The sequence below is a fragment of the Bacillus sp. FSL P2-0099 genome, from assembly GCF_038007445.1.
Lineage (GTDB): Bacteria > Bacillota > Bacilli > Bacillales > Bacillaceae_G > Bacillus_A > Bacillus_A mycoides.
The window spans coordinates 5332874-5351961 of the sequence record NZ_JBBOXE010000001.1; the positions used below are offsets into that span (position 1 = coordinate 5332874).

Sequence of the window (19088 nt, forward strand, 5' to 3'; positions counted from 1 at the left end):
AAAACACAATGATTATATAAGTATAATAATCCATCAATTTCCTACACACTTATGTTGTCCCTAAAAATATGCTAAATCCCTTATTTAAAAGAAAATTTCTATTCCTATTACATAAAAAAGCAAAACAAAAGACCTTATATTTCTATAAGGTCTTCGAAACAGAAATTTGATTATAACATAAGGAACTCCTTGGTTCAAAAAGTCCTTTCCAAAAATAACCGATAGTAAAGGCTTCCATTTGCTACGTAACAGTAATTAAAAAAAATTATATTTTGCAGAAAAAAAAACTATACTAGCTATTATTTATGAAAGAAATTCGGCTTCAAAATTTCATTTGGATACGGTTTATGATAAATATGAGTGGTAGCTGGCGACAACGGTGGAATGAGCCACACCCAATTACCTGTTACAACCCGTCCACATGCCGCTTCCTGCTTCTCAAATTGTTGAAATTGTTGTGCAGCTGTATGGTGATCCACAATACTAACTCCTTGTTTTTTAAAAGAATGTAAAACAGCCACGTTTAATTCAATTAGCGCCTTGTCTTTCCATAACGTACCGTTTCTCGATGTATCGAGCTTCATCATCTCCGCAACAGCCGGAAGTAAATTATAGCGATCATGATCCGCTAAGTTACGAGCCCCAATCTCCGTTCCCATATACCATCCATTGAACGGGGCTGCCGTATAAGAAATACCGCCAATTTCTAAGCACATATCTGAAATCATTGGAACCCCATACCATTTTGCTCCAAGTGACGAAATCGGGTATTCTGGGTGTTCAATTGGCACTTCTTTTACTTCTTCTCTCGGAATTTCTTTATATATAGGTGCCTTCCCGTTTATAGAAAACACAAGTGGCAATACATCGAAATTCGTACCTTCTCCTTGCCAGCCAAGTTCCTGACAAAAATCTGTAAACGCAGTGGAATGAGAGTCACCAATCACTCCCATTTCTGTTTTATATCCTGCATATCGAATCAATTGGTGATTATAAATTCGTATATTATTTTCTTCACCTTGATATTGCTTAAAAATTGTAATTGTCGGTTTAACTTTCCCATCGTTCGTTGCATATTTAATATGATGAATTAATGCATTGTATACACCTTCCTCATCATTTACTTCACGTGCATCTAATATGTGCATCTTACTCCAAAATAGTCTTCCGATACATCGATTACTATTGCGCCATGCCATTCGTGATCCATGAACAAGTTCTTCAAATGTATGCTCATACGTCCCCGTCTTCTCTATCTCAACTTGAATTTCTTTTATTCTCTCTTCTATGAATTGTTCTTTATTAAGCTCTTTATAGCAAACCGTAATAAAATGACTCGCTTCCTCTATTAATTGTTTCGTTTTACTCATAAACGATCTCCTTCTATTTTAACAAAACGTTACTACTTTACAGTATAAGCAAAAAGAATAAGAGTCACAAATGAAAGTCGAAGTGTTACTTTTATTGTAATATTTTTCAGAAAATTAAAGAGATTACTATTGACTTGTATAAAAAATAGGTGTATTTTTGACTCAGGTAAATTATTTTTACCCAGACCAACTTTTTTTAATAAGAAAGGAGGGAATGTTATGTCTTCATTTCAATTGCAAAAGCTTTCATATGACTATGATGAACTAGAGCCATATATCGATAGCAACACGCTTTCTATTCATCATGGAAAGCACCATGCGACATACGTAAATAACTTGAATGCCGCTTTAGAAAACTATACGGAATTACATAATAAATCTTTAGAAGAGTTACTATGTAATTTAGAAACTTTACCAAAAGAAATTGTTACAGCTGTCAGAAATAACGGTGGTGGACATTATTGTCATAGTCTTTTTTGGGAATTAATGAGCCCGCGAGGTGGCGGTGAGCCTAATGGAGACGTTGCAAAAGTAATTGATTATTATTTCAATACCTTTGACAACTTAAAAGATCAACTTTCCAAAGCAGCTATTAGTCGTTTTGGAAGTGGCTATGGATGGCTTGTTCTGGACGGTGAGGAACTTTCCGTTATGAGTACACCCAATCAAGATACACCTTTGCAAGAAGGTAAAATTCCATTACTCGTCATCGATGTATGGGAACACGCCTATTATTTAAAGTATCAAAATCGGCGTCCAGAATTTGTTACCAACTGGTGGCATACGGTGAACTGGGACCGGGTAAATGAAAAGTATTTACAAGCAATTCAATCACAAACACATTAGTCATGCGTATAAGGTAAATTTGGTAATGTAAAATTAGTATTGTCGAAATCCTCCAGAATCCCCCGGATTGCCACCGGGGGATTTATGATTATTTCATTGTATTTATGTAATAACGTAAAACTTTTTCCGTCTCTAATTTCAACTCTCGGAACGAGAACCCTAATTCACGAGCCTTTCCATTATGTAACGTACAATTAATCACTCCATTATAAGGAGCAATATTATCTCCTACTTCTTGAATGAGCGCTTTTATCCCGGTATTCTCTTCTATGAAACGAATAACTTCTCTGGTAGAAACCACCCCGTTACTACAAGCATTAATTGGCCCTTCTATGTTTTCCATCCCGCACCAAGCTAAAAACTGTCCTGCTTCCTTTTCATGTATAAATGACAACTCTCCATCTACATGATCCACAACGATAGACTCTTGTTTCACAACATGTTCAACGTAAAATTGTAATCTTTTCGTATAATCGTTTTCTCCAATAACGACGGGAAATCTTACCGCAACGACTGGGAATGTTGCATGTTGAAATAAAACTGCTTCAGCTAATCGCTTGCCTTCACTATAATTGAAATCATTCCTACCTCCATACGTAATTGTATACTCGTACGGATTGAAGTTTTCTTCTAATAGGCCTAACGCAGGCTCATAGACAGCCATTGAAGATGTCATAATGTATTTCTTCGTTTTTCCTTTTAGCACTTCACATATTATCTTCGCTGCATTCGAGCTATAGCATAAATTATCGTATACGATATCATAACTTTTACCTTCAAAATGCTCTTCTAGTAGCCTCTCATCTTCTCTATCTACAATCAGTCTTTTTACTGCACTTCCAAAGGAATCTTCAGTAACTCCCCTCGTCGCAATCGTTACATCATGTCCAGCTTGCAACAGTACTTCTACTAAATGTTTACCAAAAAATCTTGTTCCCCCTAGCACCAATACTTTTTTCACCTTCATCATCCCCGTTTTTACAAATTGTAAAATACTACCTCTATTATTATAAACGCTAAAATAAAAAAACATGGAATCAGTTTAACGATTCCATGTTTTTTCTACACACGATACATTAACGTACTCGATATTTAAAAATACAATAGCAGCAATATAAAATAGAAATTACTGATACATAAACCCATAGTTCATATATGAATCCCTCGCCCCATACTCCCATAAAATAAAAGAGTGAAGGCAACGTCAATGTTACCCATGATTGTACAAAGGCAATTCTGCCAAGATATTGATTGATATTCTTTTTTTGTGCATTTAATACAAAGAATAAATACCAAAGTAATGCCCACATAAACCATGTTAACGCATTAACAACATCGTGGAATTGAACAAATGAAACAATCATATAAAATAAAGCAATAATTGCTACCCAAATACAGAACCAGCCTAGTCCACTACTATCCATTCCTTTAATAAAAGTAACGCCTACATATAAATAAGTTAAACCAAATAAAAAAGTAGCCGCATATGAATATACCGTCCAATTACTTTGATCAGAAATCATAATCAAATAGAACGGAATGATAATTTGTAATGCCCCCACAAATAAATTAAAGACACCTGCACTTTTCATCTCTACTTTGCCTAATATGACAAGACTATTTAAAAATAAAGCTGCACCTGAAAGTAATAATCCTACGTAACCCATATATATTCGTGTGAAAATCTTTCCCTTTCACACTTTTAACCTCCCCACAATATAAAGTGATGCTTTATCCCGCATTAACGAGCAGTAAAACTCCCACCTCAAAATTCAGCTAGAGCAAAGAAGTTAAGTGGGAGATCAACTGCCCGTAAAGCCCGATTGGTGAAGGCTAATAATCAGTGGGGATGAACAACCCCCACCCACTGATTAAAGTTTCACTTTATTATTTTTCTTCCTATTTAAAACTACATACATAATTTTTAACCTGAATAAGTTAGACTTCCTACCTTAAAAAATAACAAATTTAAAACGCTTTCAATAATAAATAACCCTATCAAAACATGAAATAGGATTCCTTGATTATAAACGTACTCTAACAATGATACAAGTGTTGGAATACTTTTCAATACTACGTTTTGAATTTCTATAAAAAATTAGTAGAATGATACATTTTCCCTATCTCATTCTATTAATTATTTGCATAGAATATCGTACACTCATATTAATTTAGAAAGGTTTGATATTTATGCCTCTTCATTATCCAAATCATTTTGTTTTTCACTCCACAGGTGTATTAACAAGAGAGCCTACAACTGTTTCAGCAGTAGTAAACATTGTAAATTTAGATGCATATTACACACACCATGTAACTATAGAGGTTTGGGATTGGTCTAACTATTCTAATCCTGTAAAATTACCTGTACTAATTGGTGAAAATTCGGAAGTAGCATTCCCATATATTTTACAAGGCAACCACTTAGCAGTTTTTTATGCTGATTTAGATGACTCTATTGATTTGTATGAAATTCGTATTTCTTATCCTGGCCACTCCAATATTGTTGCAAATTGTTTTGGGCGAAGTATCCCGCCATATACAAGCCAAGAAGGTAATACAGTATACCATAAACAACTCGTTCGAATTCATTAAATCTCCCCTATTATGTGAAAGGGGCTGGTCAGTAATACATTTATCTTTATAAGATAATCGTATTACTGACCTAAAGCGTGATAATCAATCTTGATAGTATCTCATTTTGAACACTTGCTATTTATCATAAATATCATTCGGATTTATTGTAGGAACAAATCCATTTGTAGAACTATATTTTTTAGATACATTATCTGGGGTCACGGTAAACGTTACAATTTTATTGCTTTGTTGTTTAAAATAACGCATCCAATTTTGACTCCATTCATCTTTCGCAATAACTTGTTTATTGAAGTCTTCCCACAATACACCATGTATAAAATTCAAGGATGTATTTTTGATTGTGTCAAATCCCCAATTCTGTATAAGAAGCAGGTTGGAATCAACACTTTTAATTTCTTTTAATAAATTTACATATGCTTCTCGAAATTTCCCTTGTGTAGACGGCTGATCATAAAAATAGTCATCAATATCACCAGCTGTATCTAAAAACACCCCATCTATTCCTTTTCCAATAACTTGCTGTTTCACCTTATTCACAACAATCCCACGGTAGTGTTCATCAGCTAAATTCATAATATATGTATCCCACTGCTCAATCTTCATTTTCTTACCATCTCTATAATAATAGTCTGATTCAACTACTTGCGATTTATGCCACGATTCTAATTCTAAAACACTAACATAGCCAAGAACTACCGTTCCTGATTTTTTTAATTGCTGAACCTGTTCTTTCGTAAATGCATATGGCTCTATAATAACCATGTCATACTTTGAAAGTCTCTCAATTACTTGCTCATTTGCTTCACCATAATAAATTTTATAACTTCGTACATTTTTTAAAACTGGTTCCACAACATTTGCTTGTGCGGATGTACTTGAGGAAAAAATAAAAGAAAATATAGCTAAAAAGCATACGGAACGTTTCCACTCCATAATAATATTACCCCCTATACAACTGTAATTTTCTATTGTTTTAAATGTTAATACAAATATAGTAATACCATAACATTCTACATTTTTTCAAACTCGATTTTTTATAAAAATCCCAATAAATTCAATACATTAACAGAAATTAGAATTTATTTCACTTGAATTTACTACATCTCTGTTGATAAAATGATTTGGGCTTTATATATTATATATCTTAAAATAATTCTTTTAAATTATGTATTTTATTTCAGTGTACTATTCCTCAAAATTAAATTTGCAAACGAAAGAAGGGGTTTTTTATGCACTATAGACAATCTAATATATTCCAAAAGATGATTGAACCTACGATTCTCTTTATTGCACTATTTTTTCTATCAATACTAACTGATTTTCTTACACCAACGTATGAATACTTCCTACTCTTATTTATTACATTAATTATTTCTAGCCGGTATGGCATATCTATTGCCCTTTTCGCCTTTCTGGAAGCAATGATTTATATTTTTATAAGCGGTATATATAAAGAAAATGATGTATTACTGTACTTTTATTCATTAGATTACTGGATAAGTTGGATTTTCTTACTTGTTATTAGTTTATGCTGTGGACTGATGAGCACTGCACAAAAAGAACGTTATGAAGATGTACATATGATAAATAATGAGTTGAAAGCTGAAAATAAAGAATTAAAATATGTCGTGAAACAATTGGATGAAACACGTATTACACTACGTTCTCGTGTACTTGAGTCAAATAACCACTTATCTAAAATGTATCATATGTTTAAAGCTTTAAATCATACACATCCTGAAATTGTACTCGATGAAGGAATGAATGTATTAAAAATGTATTTTGGAGCAAAAAAAATTGGTATCTATCACGTTGATAACAATAAACAATCGCTTCGTATTAAATTAAGAGCTGAAACTGGTAAAAATACATTATCTCAATCTATTTTCGTTAAAAACGCTTCCTTAGTCATCAAAAATGCGCTAGCGCATAATCGACCTTTTTTCCGTACAGATGAGGATTTTCAAGACGCTCCACTTTTAGTTGGTCCCGTCCTATTCCAAGATGATGTACAATACGTCATTATATTAGACGAAATCGAATTTTCAAAAGTAACTTCTGAGCAATTCGAACTTTTCACATGGTATTTACGCTGGATGGGTGATCGTTTACAAAACGCTTCTAATCTTTGGCTATCCAGTCAAGAGGATCGCACATTCCCTAAAACAAGCATTTATTATGAAGATGAATTTGAACATTTACTAAAAATAGAAAAGAAACGTTACGAAACACTATCTTATCCATATTCCTATTTTGAGTTCAATGCTCCACAAGATTATTTAGGAATGATAAATTCTATTTTAAAAGACCATTTGCGAGATATCGATATATTCGGTTATAGTACGACCGAGCAGAAAATCATGATTTTATTACCTGGCACTGAAGAACAGTTTTGTATACAAGTTCAAACTCGTATACAAAACGCTCTTTCTTCTAAAGGAGTGATAGTCTAATGATTTTACTCCTTCTTTATTTTATTTATGTTATTTTGGTTTTTCTTTTATTTCGATTTACGAAAAGTTTGATTACTAAAGATAAAAAAGGAATTATTGAATTTTGCTTGATTCTATCTCTTCTTTTCCCGCTTATCGGACTTATTGTATCAGCAATCATGTTATTACTTAATATAAGACGTTCCAAAACCGAGTGGTTACAGCAATACTCTGATTATGTTGCCTTTCACGTTGATAATTACGAAGATATTTTGGAATCAGCAAAACAAGATATGGACTTAATTTCATTTTCTTCTGGATTAGAACTAGATAAGCCTGAATTACATAAACAACTCATTGTACAGTTAAGCTCCTCCTCTATTGCTAATGAAGGAGGCTTATTGAAAGAAGCCATTCACCATAAAGATCCTGAAACTGTGCATTACGCAGCGACTACTATTAATTTACTAAATGAACGGTACGAAAAACAAATCGAATACTTAAATAAGCAATTTCTACAAAATCCACAAAATGAAATTGCAAAAGAATTGGTTTCTAACTATTTAAGATATATAAACAGTGGTCTTCTTTCTAATCAGCAAAAAGAAAAAATAATCGCTGAATTTATGAATTTTATTACACAAGGTGTAGAACTATTCCCTAACGAACCTCTTTACCCTTTCCATCTTGGAAATCTGTTTCTACACACAAAACAATATGCAAAGTCTGAAGAACAATTTTTAAATCTTATTCATTTCTATCCTGAATCATATTACGGTTACGTTGGTTTACTTGAAATATATTATGAGCAACAGTTATGGGACGAGCTCTATAACTTAATCAATAATCTAACAGATGCAAAAAGAGTTCATATACTACCGCGTAAATATCAATTATTTGTAAGGCAGTTTGGAGGCGCACACATTGAAAAAGGGGATTAATATATATATCGGGATTATTAGTATCATTTTATTTCTCTTAATTTTATCCATCCTTATATATCGAACAGAAAATTTTTATCAAAAGTTTTCTGTTCCTAAAACTAAAGAAACAGATACTGTTAAAACACTCAAAGCAAAAGATGTAGCTCAAAATGGACAAAAAATGCAATTATACGTTTTAAAAACGGATAATACCTTAGGGCAACAAGTCGAATTTAATACGAAGAAAGCAATGGATTACGCACACCTACACTATAAAGATATTACAGCTAATGAAATTAAGGGACTTACTCCCTCTCCCTATACAGGGATTATTATTACAGGTGAAATAATGGAGCAACTTCCACAAGCTGATATTCAAAATTTTGTACAAATGGGCGGAAGAATTATTATCGCAAACCGATTTGATTCAGATCCTTCCTGGAACACATTATTTGGTATTACCAAAAAAGAAGGTTTCAAAGATGCGAAAGGATTAACCTTTGAAGAAGTTTTATTCCCTGGTTATCCAGATCTCTCAAGTTCTTCTCCACTGTTTACTCATAGCTCACTGAATATTACGCTAGATGAGAATACAACTAATACTTGGATTACAGCAGAAGATACTCCCATCCTTTGGACCAATGACTACGGTGAAGGAAAAGTCTTATATTGGAATACAACAGCATTGAACGATAAATTAGGTAGAGGTATGTTCGTTCAATCACTGGGTACTATTTTCCCAAATTTCGCTACAGCACAACTTGGAGCGGAGATTATGTATATCGATGACTTCCCATCTCCGATTCCAAGTGGAGAACTAAAAAACTTAACGAAAGAAAAAATTTCTGTTGAAGAATTTTATAAAAAACATTGGTGGAAAAATATGAAGGATATCTCTGAAGATCTTGATATTAAATATACGGGTGTTGCCATTGGGACGTACCAAAATAAAGTAACGCCACCCTTTGAAGATTTCACAGGTAAAAATAGAAATACCTATTTATTATTTGGGAGAGAATTACTAAGTCACGGCGGGGAAATAGGCATTCATGGCTATAACCATCAACCTTTATTATTACCACCAGATCCAGTAGATAAAGCACTTGAATATGTTCCATGGAATTCAAAAGAGGATATGGAGAGCTCCTTAGATGCTCTGCAAAAACTCGTGTATAACTTCTTTCCAAACGAAAAATTAAAAACCTATGTACCACCATCCAATATTATAAATACAACTGGATTAAGTGCATTAAACGACGCGGTTCCAACTATGGAAACAGTTGCTTCTCTATATGTGGGAAGTAAAAGTAACGGTAGTTTAATTCAAGAATTTGGACCAGATGAACATAATAAAAACATTTATCACTTCCCGCGCATTACGAGCGGCTATGCTATCACAGATGAAGAGCAATTTATCTTAACTGATGTTACCGCAAATTTAGGGGTTATCTCACATTTCGTCCATCCAGATGATATCCTTGATGAAAAACGCTCAGGTAATTTAACATGGGAAGAATTATTTAAAGCTTATAAAAAGACAATTAAAGAAATACGAGAAAGATATCCTTATATAAAAAGTATGACCCAAAGTGAAGCAACTGCTTCTATGAAAATTTATCAAACTGGTGACCTAGATGTTTCTTATGAAGATGATGCTGTTCACATTGCATATAAAGGGTTACCAAACCATACTTCAACAATTATACGTGTAGAAGAAGGTAAGAAAATACAACCTGGCTCATTCTCTTACGGTACAGTTAAAAAGCTTGATTCCCAAATTTATAGCGTTACGTTAACGAAAGCCAGCGCTACGATTCCAATTAAAGGAGCATAACAGATGAGAATAGGTTTGGTCGTTGAAGGCAGCTATCCCTTTGTAAGTGGAGGGGTAGCAAGCTGGGTTCAAATGATTATCCAGCAGTTTAAAGAACATGAATTTACGATTTTCGCGATAGTCCCTCAAGTAAAAACAGAAGATGAATATCAATATGAAATTCCAAGCAATGTAAAAGACATCATTCTGATTCCTTTGCAATCAGAAAATGAAGCAAAATATATAAAAACCAATTTAACTAAACAAGAAGTACAGACACTTCAAAAATGGTTTACATTTCAAGCTAACGATACAACAGCATTACAAATATTAGGAAATAAACAAAAGCTAGGAACACTCCATTCCTTCTTCGAAAGCCGTGAGTTTTATGCAATCGTTAAAGAAAGCTATTTATATGAAGAAAGTAGTGGATCCTTCTTAAATTACTTTTGGATGTGGAGATCTATGTTCACACCAATCATTCAAATTTTACAAATTGATTTTCCTGAATTAGATCTTATTCATTCTGTATCGACAGGGTATGGTGGATTGCTCGGTGCTGCAATTAGTGCCAAGTCCGATATACCATTTATTCTAACTGAACACGGTATTTATTCTCGGGAGCGTGAAGAAGAAATACTACAATCTACTTGGATACCAATTGAATATAAAAAAAGATGGGTTTCTTTCTTTCATCACTTGTCTCATCAAGCATATGAACAAGCCGCTGATGTAATTACGTTGTTCGGCCGAAATAGTGCATATCAAAAAGAATTAGGTGCTCCGGCCCATAAACTAAAAATCGTTCCAAATGGCGTTACTTTATCTGACTATAAAGGGTTACGTAAACCAAAATACAATTCGGATAAACTCATCATTTCCGCTATTATACGAGTTGTGCCAATTAAAGATGTAAAAACAATGATTTATGCAGCTAAATTATTATTAGAAAAAGATATTCCATTTATATTTTACTTACTAGGTCCTGATACGGAAGAAGCAGAATATGCTCAGGAATGTCGTGATTTAATTCAACAATTAGGATTAGAAGAGCATGTAATAATGACCGGCAAAGTAAATATTAAAGATTACTTAAAACAAACAGATATTCTCGTATTAACAAGTATATCTGAAGGACAACCATTAGCTATGTTAGAAGGAATGGCAGCAGGATTACCATGGGTTGTTACAGATGTCGGCTCTTGTAAGGAATTAATTTACGGACAAGATGAAGATCCTTACGGACAATGTGGATTTGTTGTACCACCTGTATCTCCTGAACAAGTTGCCATTCATTTAGAGTGGTATTATCGTCACCCTGAATCCATTCAACAATTTGGGGATAACGGGCGCAATCGTATTGAAGCGCACTATCAATTATCAGGTGTCGTTGATAGTTATCGTAAGCTTTACTTAGAAAGAGGTAAAAAAACATGGCAGGGATAGGATTTCGTTTACAAAAATTATTCCAAGAAGACTACTATTCTTCCAGAATAAAAGCGTACGGATTTTCATTATTTGTTACAGCTGGTCCTTGGTTAGTCGTTATTTTAGCAGTAACAGCTATTCGATACATTTTAAGTTTGTTCCATTCTATTTCAATTGAGGAACAGCGCCTTTTTACAATTTCAATTTCATACTGCTTCATTTTTTCTCAAATCATATATGGTGCCTTGCAGCTCATCGTAACTAGATATGTGGCCGACCTTTTATATGAGCAAAAAGCTGATAAAGTATTTTCTTCCTTTTTAGGAATGACGAAAATCACACTTTTTTTAGCTATTATCTTATGGCTTTTGTTTGCAATTTTTACGCCATTAGCCTTGTATTATAAAATCGTGATGCTATTTTTATTTTTAGCTTTAAACATCATTTGGATTCAATCCATTTATTTAACAGCAGCTAAAGATTATCAGTCCATCGCTCTTGCATTTTTAATTGGTTCCATTTTCTCCTTATCTGGAATTGCGCTTATCGCTTACTGGCATCCAACACTTGGAATAGAACACGGATTGGCCCTATTACTTTTAATTTCTTTTACAATCGGGACTTTCATTACATTAGTGTGGTTAAGTATAGTTATTGTACGAATGTTTCCAAATAGTGATGCTACTGAACAATTTACCTTTCTTTCTTATTTAGATAAATATCCAGAACTATTTTGGTCAAGCTTACTTTACAATATTGGCATTTGGGTATGTAACTTTGTTATTTGGTTCGGAGAAGGGCGAGGAAATATTGAAAACACGTTTATTTATCATCAAATTTATGATACATCTGTTTTCTGGGCTTATTTAAGCATTATCCCAACCTATATTTTCTTCGTAGTATCCATTGAAACAAGGTTTTATGAACGGTATAAGAAGTTCTTCGGTTCAGTTAACAATGGGGCGACATTAAATACAATTTTACAATTAAAAGAATCAATGAACTTTGTCCTAAAGCAAGAAATGGAACGAATACTTCGTAATCAAGGTATTTTTTCTTTACTTATTATTTTTATAATATGGATGTTTAGTTCACAATCTGGGAACGTAACACTTGAATACTCTATTTTGCAGCTGACTATAATTGGTGCTTATGCAAACGGGATGGTCCTTGTTATCACGTTACTACTCTTATATTTTGAAGATCGTAAAGGGGCATTTCGAACATCAGCCCTGTTCTTTTCTGCAAATTTGTTATTAAGTCTTCTTCTACTTCCATTTGGGTTCAATGGTTACGGTATTAGTTTTGCACTTGGATCTTCTATTACATTCTTATATGCTATTTCTAGACTCTTTACTTACATTAAAGATATTGATTACTATACGTTTTGTCAGTCAAATACTCCTATAAAACGGCGAACTTTCTTTACTAAATTTGCTAATAAACTTAATGGAAATAAATAAATAAAAATGACCTTTTGCTCCCGCAAAAGGTCATTTTTTTATCTGTTTATTAAACTTCTAGATAGCCATTTTTGTTATTTGATTGCCATCTCCAAGAGTCTGCACACATCTCTTCTAATCCGCGTTTTGCTTCCCATCCTAATTCACGCTTCGCTTTCGATGCATCTGCAAAACATACTGCCACATCACCAGGTCGACGCTCCGTAATTTTATAAGGAACTTCTTTGCCCGAAACCTTTTCAAATGCTTCAACCATTTCCAACACACTATAACCAGTACCTGTACCGAGATTGTATGCATCTATCCCAGTAGTGCCAAGTACCTTTTCAAGCGCCTTTACATGGCCATTTGCTAAGTCTACAACATGAATATAATCACGGACACCCGTGCCATCTTTTGTTGGATAGTCATTTCCAAATACACTTAATTCCTTTAACTTCCCTACTGCTACTTGTGTTACATATGGCATTAAGTTATTTGGAATTCCGTTTGGATCTTCTCCAATACGTCCACTTTCATGTGCACCAAATGGGTTGAAATAACGAAGTAATGTGATACTCCATTCTGCATCCGCAAATGCTACATCACGCATAATTTGCTCAATCATTAATTTCGTTTGACCATATGGATTTGTTGCACTTAATGGAAACTCCTCCGTAATTGGTGATATTTCTGGAATACCATACACTGTTGCAGATGAACTGAAGATCATCTTCTTCACATTATGCTTCTGCATCACTTCACATAGCACTAGTGTGCTTGTAATGTTGTTATGATAATACGTTAACGGAATTTCTACTGATTCCCCTACAGCCTTAAAGCCTGCAAAGTGAATAACAGCTTCAATTGTATTTTCTTCAAAAATCGTATCAAGTGCTTCTCGATTTAAAATATCTTCTTTATAAAATTTAAACTGTTTTCCTGTTATCTCTGTCACTCGATTTATAGACTCTACTGAGCTATTCGAAAGATTATCTACTACTATAATTTCGTAACCGTTTTTTAGTAATTCTACGCATGTATGACTACCAATATATCCTGCTCCACCTGTTACAAGTATTGCCATAATTATAGTCCTCCATATTTCATTCATTATAAACTTCTCAAAGTATATCACATATTTCTTATCATATGTTTATTATGCGAACACAGAAACTTACATTTTATCCCATGATTTTTAGTACAATACACGATTCAAATCAGGTAATAAAAAAACGCCACATAACAGACATCGCGTGGCGTTTTTTGATCAAATTACGTAACAATATACACTTAGAAAATGTGCAAGACTACCTAACAATACAAAAACATGAAAAATTTCATGGTGTCCCATATATTTAAACTCCAACCATTTTGGCTTCGCACCGTAAATAAACCCACCAATTGTATAAAAAATGCCTCCAAGTACTAAGAAAATAATACCTCCTGTACTTAGATTCTCAGCTAGCGGTGCAAAGAATAGAACAATTAACCAACCCATCAGAAGATAAATTGCTGTCGATAACCATCTTGGACAATTAAACCAAAACATTTTAAAAGCAATACCACAAATTGCCGTTGCATAAACTAAACAAAATAATAGTAAACCATTTGCCGAATTTAATGTAATTAAGCAAAAGGGTGCATATGTACCTGCAATTAATATGAAAATCATAGAATGATCTAGCTTCCTAAAGAAATAAATAACACGTTCACTGGCTACGACACTATGATACACAGCTGATGCCATATAAAGGACCATCATCCCGATACCGAATAAAATAACAGCTGTAATTGCAGCAACAGATGGCATCTTAACAGAAACTTTCACAAGCATAGCTAATAATGCAATAAATGATAATACAGCTCCTCCTAAGTGAGTAAATGCATTAACCGGTTCTCTTACATAAACATTCATATAAACACCCCTCATATAATTACATGTAGTTTTCATAACTACATGTAATTATATACATATTATCCGTGTGGGTCAACATTTACAATTCATTTGTTTCGTAATACCATATTTAAAGATATACTAAACATTAAGTTCCACTAAGTTATAAAAGTGAGGGGTTCTACGTGGAAAATATAAATAAATTACTTGAATCATTACATTTAGAAAAAAGTATTAAACTTGAGGATATCCCAAATGTCGACTTATATGTAGACCAAGTTGTCCAACTATTTGAGAATACTTATGCGGATACAACGAGAACTGATGATGAAAAAGTATTAACAAAAACAATGATTAACAATTACGCAAAAGGGAAATTATTCATCCCTATCAAAAATAAAAAGTATTCAAAAGAACATATGATTTTAATCAGCTTAATTTATCAATTAAAAGGAGCTCTTTCCATTAATGATATAAAAAGCTCCTTAGAAAATATAAATGCACCGTTAATAAACGATGCTACATTCGAATTAAACACTCTATATAAAGATTACCTTTCTCTTACTGACACCAATGTGGAAAGCTTTAAGCAAGACGTGAATAACCGTGTTAAGGAAGTAAACGAGGTTTCTTCCTTAGAAGATCCAAAGCTAGAAAAGTTTTTATTACTAACATCCTTCGTGACTATGAGTAATATGTATAGACGTTTAGCAGAGAAACTAGTTGATGACCTCAAAGAAACTTAAACAAAAAAACTATCCACCTGTTAGAGGTGGATAGTTTTTTTGTTTACTTAATTGCTTCATGAACCTTTAATTGTTTCCCTTTAATCGTTGTGTTTTTCATATTTTTTAAAACAAGTGGTCCTTTTCCATTTAATATTTCAACGTAAGAAACATTGTCTTGTATTGTAATAATTCCTATATCTTCTGCTGTAACACCTTTAATTTTAGCAATTGTACCGACGAAATCTACCGCCCTAATTTTCTTTTTCTTCCCGCCATTAAAGTACAATTTCATAATTCCTTTGTTTATGTCTGCATTTTTATCTTTCTTTATAATTGGTTTAGCATGTATCTTTTCCTCAAATACTGCTTTCCCTTTCATAACTTCTTCTTTTGAAGGTGCAAGTGCCTTTGGAATTTCAAAGCCAATGTACTCCTCAATCTCTTCTAAAAATCTATTTTCATACGGCGTCATGAATGTAATAGCTTTCCCGTTATTACCAGCTCGTCCCGTTCTTCCCGTACGATGTACATAACTTTCTTTTTCTAATGGAATATCATAGTTAATAACATGTGTAATATTATCAATATCAATTCCTCTAGCAGCTACGTCTGTCGCTACTAAATAACGGAACTTTCCTTTTCTAAAATCGTCCATAACTTCAAAACGATCTTCTTGTACCATACCACCATGTATTTTGTCACAAGGATAGTTAACCCGCTTTAACTGCTGAAATACGTGATCTACATTTTCTTGCGTACGGCAAAAAATAATACAACTATCTGGATTCTCAATCGTTGTTACATCTTTAAGAAGTGAAAGCTTCTCCTCTTCTCTCATCTCAAAAAGTGTATGTTCAATTTTATCTGTTGTAATCCCGGTAGCCTTAATTTCAATATGCGTTGGCGAATCCATATACGTACGAGATAACTTTTCAACATCTTTTGGAAGTGTTGCTGAAAATAGCATTGTCATTCGTTTTTTAGGTAATTCGTCAATAATTGCCTCTACTTGATCGATAAAACCCATATTCAGCATTTCATCCGCTTCATCAATAACTAAATACTTCAAACACTCTAAAGAAAGGGTACCTTTTTCAATATGATCTAACACACGGCCAGGAGTCCCAACTACAATATGTGTTTTTTGCTTTAACTCTAATTTTTGACGTGCAAATGGAGATTTACCATAAACTGCAGCGGCCTTAATTCTTTTGAAACGACCTATATTCGTAATGTCTTCTTTTACTTGCACCGCAAGCTCTCTCGTCGGTGTTAAAACTAAAGCTTGTGGCTTATTCTCTTCCCACTCCACCACTTCACAAAGTGGTATGCCAAATGAAGCGGTTTTTCCACTTCCAGTCTGTGATTTCACGACAAGGTCTTTCTTTTGCAAGGCAACTGGAATAACCTCTCCTTGCACTTCCGTTGGATGTTCATATCCTAAACCAGTAAGTGCTCTTACAATTTCTTTACTTAATGCATAATCGGTAAAACTTTTTTTACTCATATATTAACCTCTTTTTATTCTGTATTATTTTCTTTTTTCGCTTTTTCTATCAATGAATCATCATATACCTTATTATCACCTTATTCATTATACTTGAAAGCTCACATAAAAAGGCGAATCATTCGTGATTCGCCTGACTAAACAAAAGGATCTTCTATTTTAAAAACTTTTTAAAAATATTATTCTGCCTTCTGACCGGTAATAACACTTTCTTTCTTCGGCTTCTCTTCTATTACTTTTTCTTCCTTACGGTTCTCATCTTTTGTTTTATCTACATCTACTGCCCTCGGCACACTCTGTATAATTTGTTCATTCGCATTTTGATAATATATTTTAAACTGTTCTTTCCCTTTCGTTTCCCTAATAATTACGTTAAGTTGCTCTTTTACATCCGCAAACTTCTGCTCGTTTTTCAACTCCTCTACTTTAACTAGCATTTGCTTATATTTTTCTTCCTCATCTTTTTGATTAGCTAAAACTTCTCGTTTTTCTTTTGTTTGGCTAATATAACTGAACTAGCAGAATCATTTTCAATTTCCCTCAATAACGAAATTGCTCGGTCTATATTACTTTCCTGTAATGCTTCCATCATTTTATTTGTTTGATTCACCTTCAGCCTTATTTCCCGATCATCCTTCTTTTCTTTTAATGCTAATTCAAAAGATGCGACTGCTCTATCGTATTCTTTATTTTCCAATGCTAAATCTCCTTGTTTCTCTGCCTTATCAAATGCATCATTATTGCTACATCCGGCAGTAACCAAAAAATTTATTCCTATTATTAGTATTAACTTTTTCATAGTATTTCCTCAGCCCCCTCGCTCAAAATAAGAAGCATACATACAATCTTATGCAATTATCGCAACTTTCCTTTCTTTTTTATAAACGAACATTATGCATAAGAAATCTATTTAAATTCGTTTTTAACGTTATTTTTAAAATATATTGGCTTCTTTTTTAAAAAACGTTAAGAAAATCTTTGACTTCTTACTGAAAATGATGTAAATTATCCTATGGACGAACATTTTTAATCAATAAAAATAAAATATTCGTATTTTAGGGGTGTAAATGATGGAAAACGTATTTGACTATGAAGATATTCAATTAATTCCTGCAAAATGCATTGTAAATAGCCGATCTGAATGTGATACAACTGTCACTTTAGGAAAACATAAATTTAAATTACCTGTTGTACCTGCAAATATGCAAACGATTATTGATGAAAGAATCGCAACTTATTTAGCTGAAAATAATTACTTCTATATCATGCATCGTTTCCAACCAGAGAAACGAATTTCATTCATTAGAGATATGCAATCACGTGGATTAATTGCTTCAATCAGCGTTGGTGTTAAAGAAGACGAGTACGAATTCGTACAACAATTAGCTGCTGAGCAACTTTCACCTGAATACATTACAATCGATATCGCACATGGTCACTCTAACGCTGTGATCAACATGATTCAACATATTAAAAAACATTTACCAGAAAGCTTCGTTATCGCTGGAAACGTTGGAACTCCAGAAGCGGTAAGAGAATTAGAAAACGCTGGTGCTGATGCAACAAAAGTTGGCATTGGACCTGGTAAAGTTTGTATTACTAAAATTAAAACAGGCTTTGGAACTGGCGGTTGGCAGCTAGCTGCACTTCGCTGGTGTGCAAAAGCTGCAAGTAAGCCAATTATCGCTGACGGTGGTATTCGTACACATGGCGACGTAGCTAAATCAATTCGATTTGGAGCAACTATGGTTATGGTCGGTTCTCTATTCGCAGGTCATGAAGAGTCTCCAGGGGAAACAATCGAAAAAGATGGCAAACTTTATAAAGAGTACTTCGGTTCAGCTTCTGAATTCCAAAAAGGTGAGAAGAAAAACGTTGAAGGCAAGAAAATGTTCGTTGAGCATAAAGGTTCTTTAGAAGACACTTTAATCGAAATGGAACAAGATCTTCAATCTTCTATCTCTTACGCTGGTGGAACAAAATTAGACGCAATTCGTACTGTAGATTATGTAGTCGTGAAAAACTCTATTTTCAACGGGGACAAAGTATATTAATTTATAAATTCAACTAGAAGGACAAGCATTTTTTATGCTTGTCCTTCTTTTTC

18 protein-coding genes are annotated in these 19088 nt (G+C 33.5%); 9 read left to right on the forward strand and 9 right to left on the reverse strand.

Going from position 1 to position 19088, the window contains the following annotated elements; translation table 11 throughout:
- Window positions 1-299: 299 nt before the first annotated feature.
- Window positions 300-1370, reverse strand: coding sequence for a nitric oxide synthase oxygenase (locus MKY90_RS27650; RefSeq protein ID WP_002089906.1), 1071 nt, complete (start codon window positions 1368-1370; stop codon window positions 300-302).
- Window positions 1371-1589: 219 nt separating this feature from the next.
- Between MKY90_RS27650 and sodA the strand changes: the two genes are divergently transcribed.
- Window positions 1590-2216 (forward strand): superoxide dismutase [Mn], encoded by a 627-nt coding sequence (sodA, locus tag MKY90_RS27655; RefSeq protein WP_078178104.1) that lies wholly within the window; start codon window positions 1590-1592, stop codon window positions 2214-2216.
- 88 nt (window positions 2217-2304) lie between these two features.
- Here the strand turns inward: sodA and MKY90_RS27660 are convergent, their stop codons facing one another.
- Together MKY90_RS27660 and MKY90_RS27665 are read right to left on the reverse strand one after the other, a co-directional pair.
- Entirely contained in the window at window positions 2305-3249 is a 945-nt protein-coding gene (locus tag MKY90_RS27660; RefSeq protein WP_198946084.1) for an NAD-dependent epimerase/dehydratase family protein, read from the reverse strand.
- 43 nt (window positions 3250-3292) lie between these two features.
- A complete protein-coding gene (locus MKY90_RS27665; protein ID WP_002068662.1) occupies window positions 3293-3883 on the reverse strand; it encodes an AmiS/UreI family transporter in 591 nt (196 codons plus the stop codon).
- A gap of 523 nt (window positions 3884-4406) precedes the next feature.
- On the opposite strand from MKY90_RS27665, the gene MKY90_RS27670 reads away from it, so the two are divergent.
- Window positions 4407-4808 (forward strand): hypothetical protein, encoded by a 402-nt coding sequence (locus MKY90_RS27670; RefSeq protein WP_201057113.1) that lies wholly within the window; start codon window positions 4407-4409, stop codon window positions 4806-4808.
- A 117-nt stretch (window positions 4809-4925) separates the two neighbouring features.
- On the opposite strand, the gene MKY90_RS27675 is transcribed toward MKY90_RS27670, so the two are convergent.
- A complete protein-coding gene (locus MKY90_RS27675; RefSeq protein WP_016096433.1) occupies window positions 4926-5744 on the reverse strand; it encodes an endo alpha-1,4 polygalactosaminidase in 819 nt (272 codons plus the stop codon).
- Window positions 5745-6040: 296 nt separating this feature from the next.
- Here MKY90_RS27675 and MKY90_RS27680 point away from each other — a divergent pair, with 296 nt between their 5' ends.
- Genes MKY90_RS27680 through pelG form a run of 5 tightly spaced genes read left to right on the forward strand, consistent with a single transcriptional unit; the run spans window position 6041 to window position 12870 of the window.
- Window positions 6041-7264 (forward strand): GAF domain-containing protein, encoded by a 1224-nt coding sequence (locus tag MKY90_RS27680; protein ID WP_050000792.1) that lies wholly within the window; start codon window positions 6041-6043, stop codon window positions 7262-7264.
- Entirely contained in the window at window positions 7264-8184 is a 921-nt protein-coding gene (locus tag MKY90_RS27685; protein ID WP_002035014.1) for a tetratricopeptide repeat protein, read from the forward strand. Before MKY90_RS27680 ends, MKY90_RS27685 begins: the two co-directional genes overlap by 1 nt.
- A complete protein-coding gene (locus MKY90_RS27690; RefSeq protein WP_002130164.1) occupies window positions 8168-10000 on the forward strand; it encodes a DUF2194 domain-containing protein in 1833 nt (610 codons plus the stop codon). The genes MKY90_RS27685 and MKY90_RS27690 overlap by 17 nt, the downstream gene beginning before the upstream one ends.
- Window positions 10001-10003: 3 nt before the next feature.
- On the forward strand, window positions 10004-11425 hold the full coding sequence (gene pelF / locus MKY90_RS27695) for a GT4 family glycosyltransferase PelF (protein ID WP_002130165.1): 1422 nt from the start codon (window positions 10004-10006) through the stop codon (window positions 11423-11425).
- Window positions 11413-12870: an exopolysaccharide Pel transporter PelG gene (pelG, locus tag MKY90_RS27700; protein ID WP_002167287.1), complete on the forward strand. Its 1458-nt coding sequence runs from the start codon at window positions 11413-11415 to the stop codon at window positions 12868-12870. The genes pelF and pelG overlap by 13 nt, the downstream gene beginning before the upstream one ends.
- Before the next feature lie 49 nt (window positions 12871-12919).
- On the opposite strand, the gene galE is transcribed toward pelG, so the two are convergent.
- Window positions 12920-13936: a UDP-glucose 4-epimerase GalE gene (galE, locus tag MKY90_RS27705; RefSeq protein ID WP_002130169.1), complete on the reverse strand. Its 1017-nt coding sequence runs from the start codon at window positions 13934-13936 to the stop codon at window positions 12920-12922.
- A 183-nt stretch (window positions 13937-14119) separates the two neighbouring features.
- The gene (gene trhA / locus MKY90_RS27710) at window positions 14120-14767 is read right to left on the reverse strand and encodes a PAQR family membrane homeostasis protein TrhA (protein WP_002016441.1); all 648 of its coding nucleotides are present in this window, start codon (window positions 14765-14767) and stop codon (window positions 14120-14122) included.
- A gap of 164 nt (window positions 14768-14931) precedes the next feature.
- On the opposite strand from trhA, the gene MKY90_RS27715 reads away from it, so the two are divergent.
- Window positions 14932-15492: a DUF1836 domain-containing protein gene (locus MKY90_RS27715; RefSeq protein ID WP_002130171.1), complete on the forward strand. Its 561-nt coding sequence runs from the start codon at window positions 14932-14934 to the stop codon at window positions 15490-15492.
- Between the two features lie 43 nt (window positions 15493-15535).
- Here the strand turns inward: MKY90_RS27715 and MKY90_RS27720 are convergent, their stop codons facing one another.
- The 3 genes from MKY90_RS27720 to MKY90_RS27730 all read right to left on the reverse strand — a co-directional run bounded on the left by MKY90_RS27720 (window position 15536) and on the right by MKY90_RS27730 (window position 17780).
- The gene (locus MKY90_RS27720) at window positions 15536-16981 is read right to left on the reverse strand and encodes a DEAD/DEAH box helicase (RefSeq protein ID WP_215599120.1); all 1446 of its coding nucleotides are present in this window, start codon (window positions 16979-16981) and stop codon (window positions 15536-15538) included.
- Between the two features lie 179 nt (window positions 16982-17160).
- On the reverse strand, window positions 17161-17418 hold the full coding sequence (locus tag MKY90_RS27725) for a hypothetical protein (protein ID WP_033728263.1): 258 nt from the start codon (window positions 17416-17418) through the stop codon (window positions 17161-17163).
- Between the two features lie 35 nt (window positions 17419-17453).
- Window positions 17454-17780: a hypothetical protein gene (locus MKY90_RS27730; protein WP_215599119.1), complete on the reverse strand. Its 327-nt coding sequence runs from the start codon at window positions 17778-17780 to the stop codon at window positions 17454-17456.
- Window positions 17781-18051: 271 nt separating this feature from the next.
- Here MKY90_RS27730 and guaC point away from each other — a divergent pair, with 271 nt between their 5' ends.
- Window positions 18052-19035, forward strand: a complete 984-nt coding sequence (gene guaC, locus MKY90_RS27735; protein ID WP_002068771.1) for a GMP reductase — start codon at window positions 18052-18054, stop codon at window positions 19033-19035.
- Window positions 19036-19088: the final 53 nt, after the last annotated feature.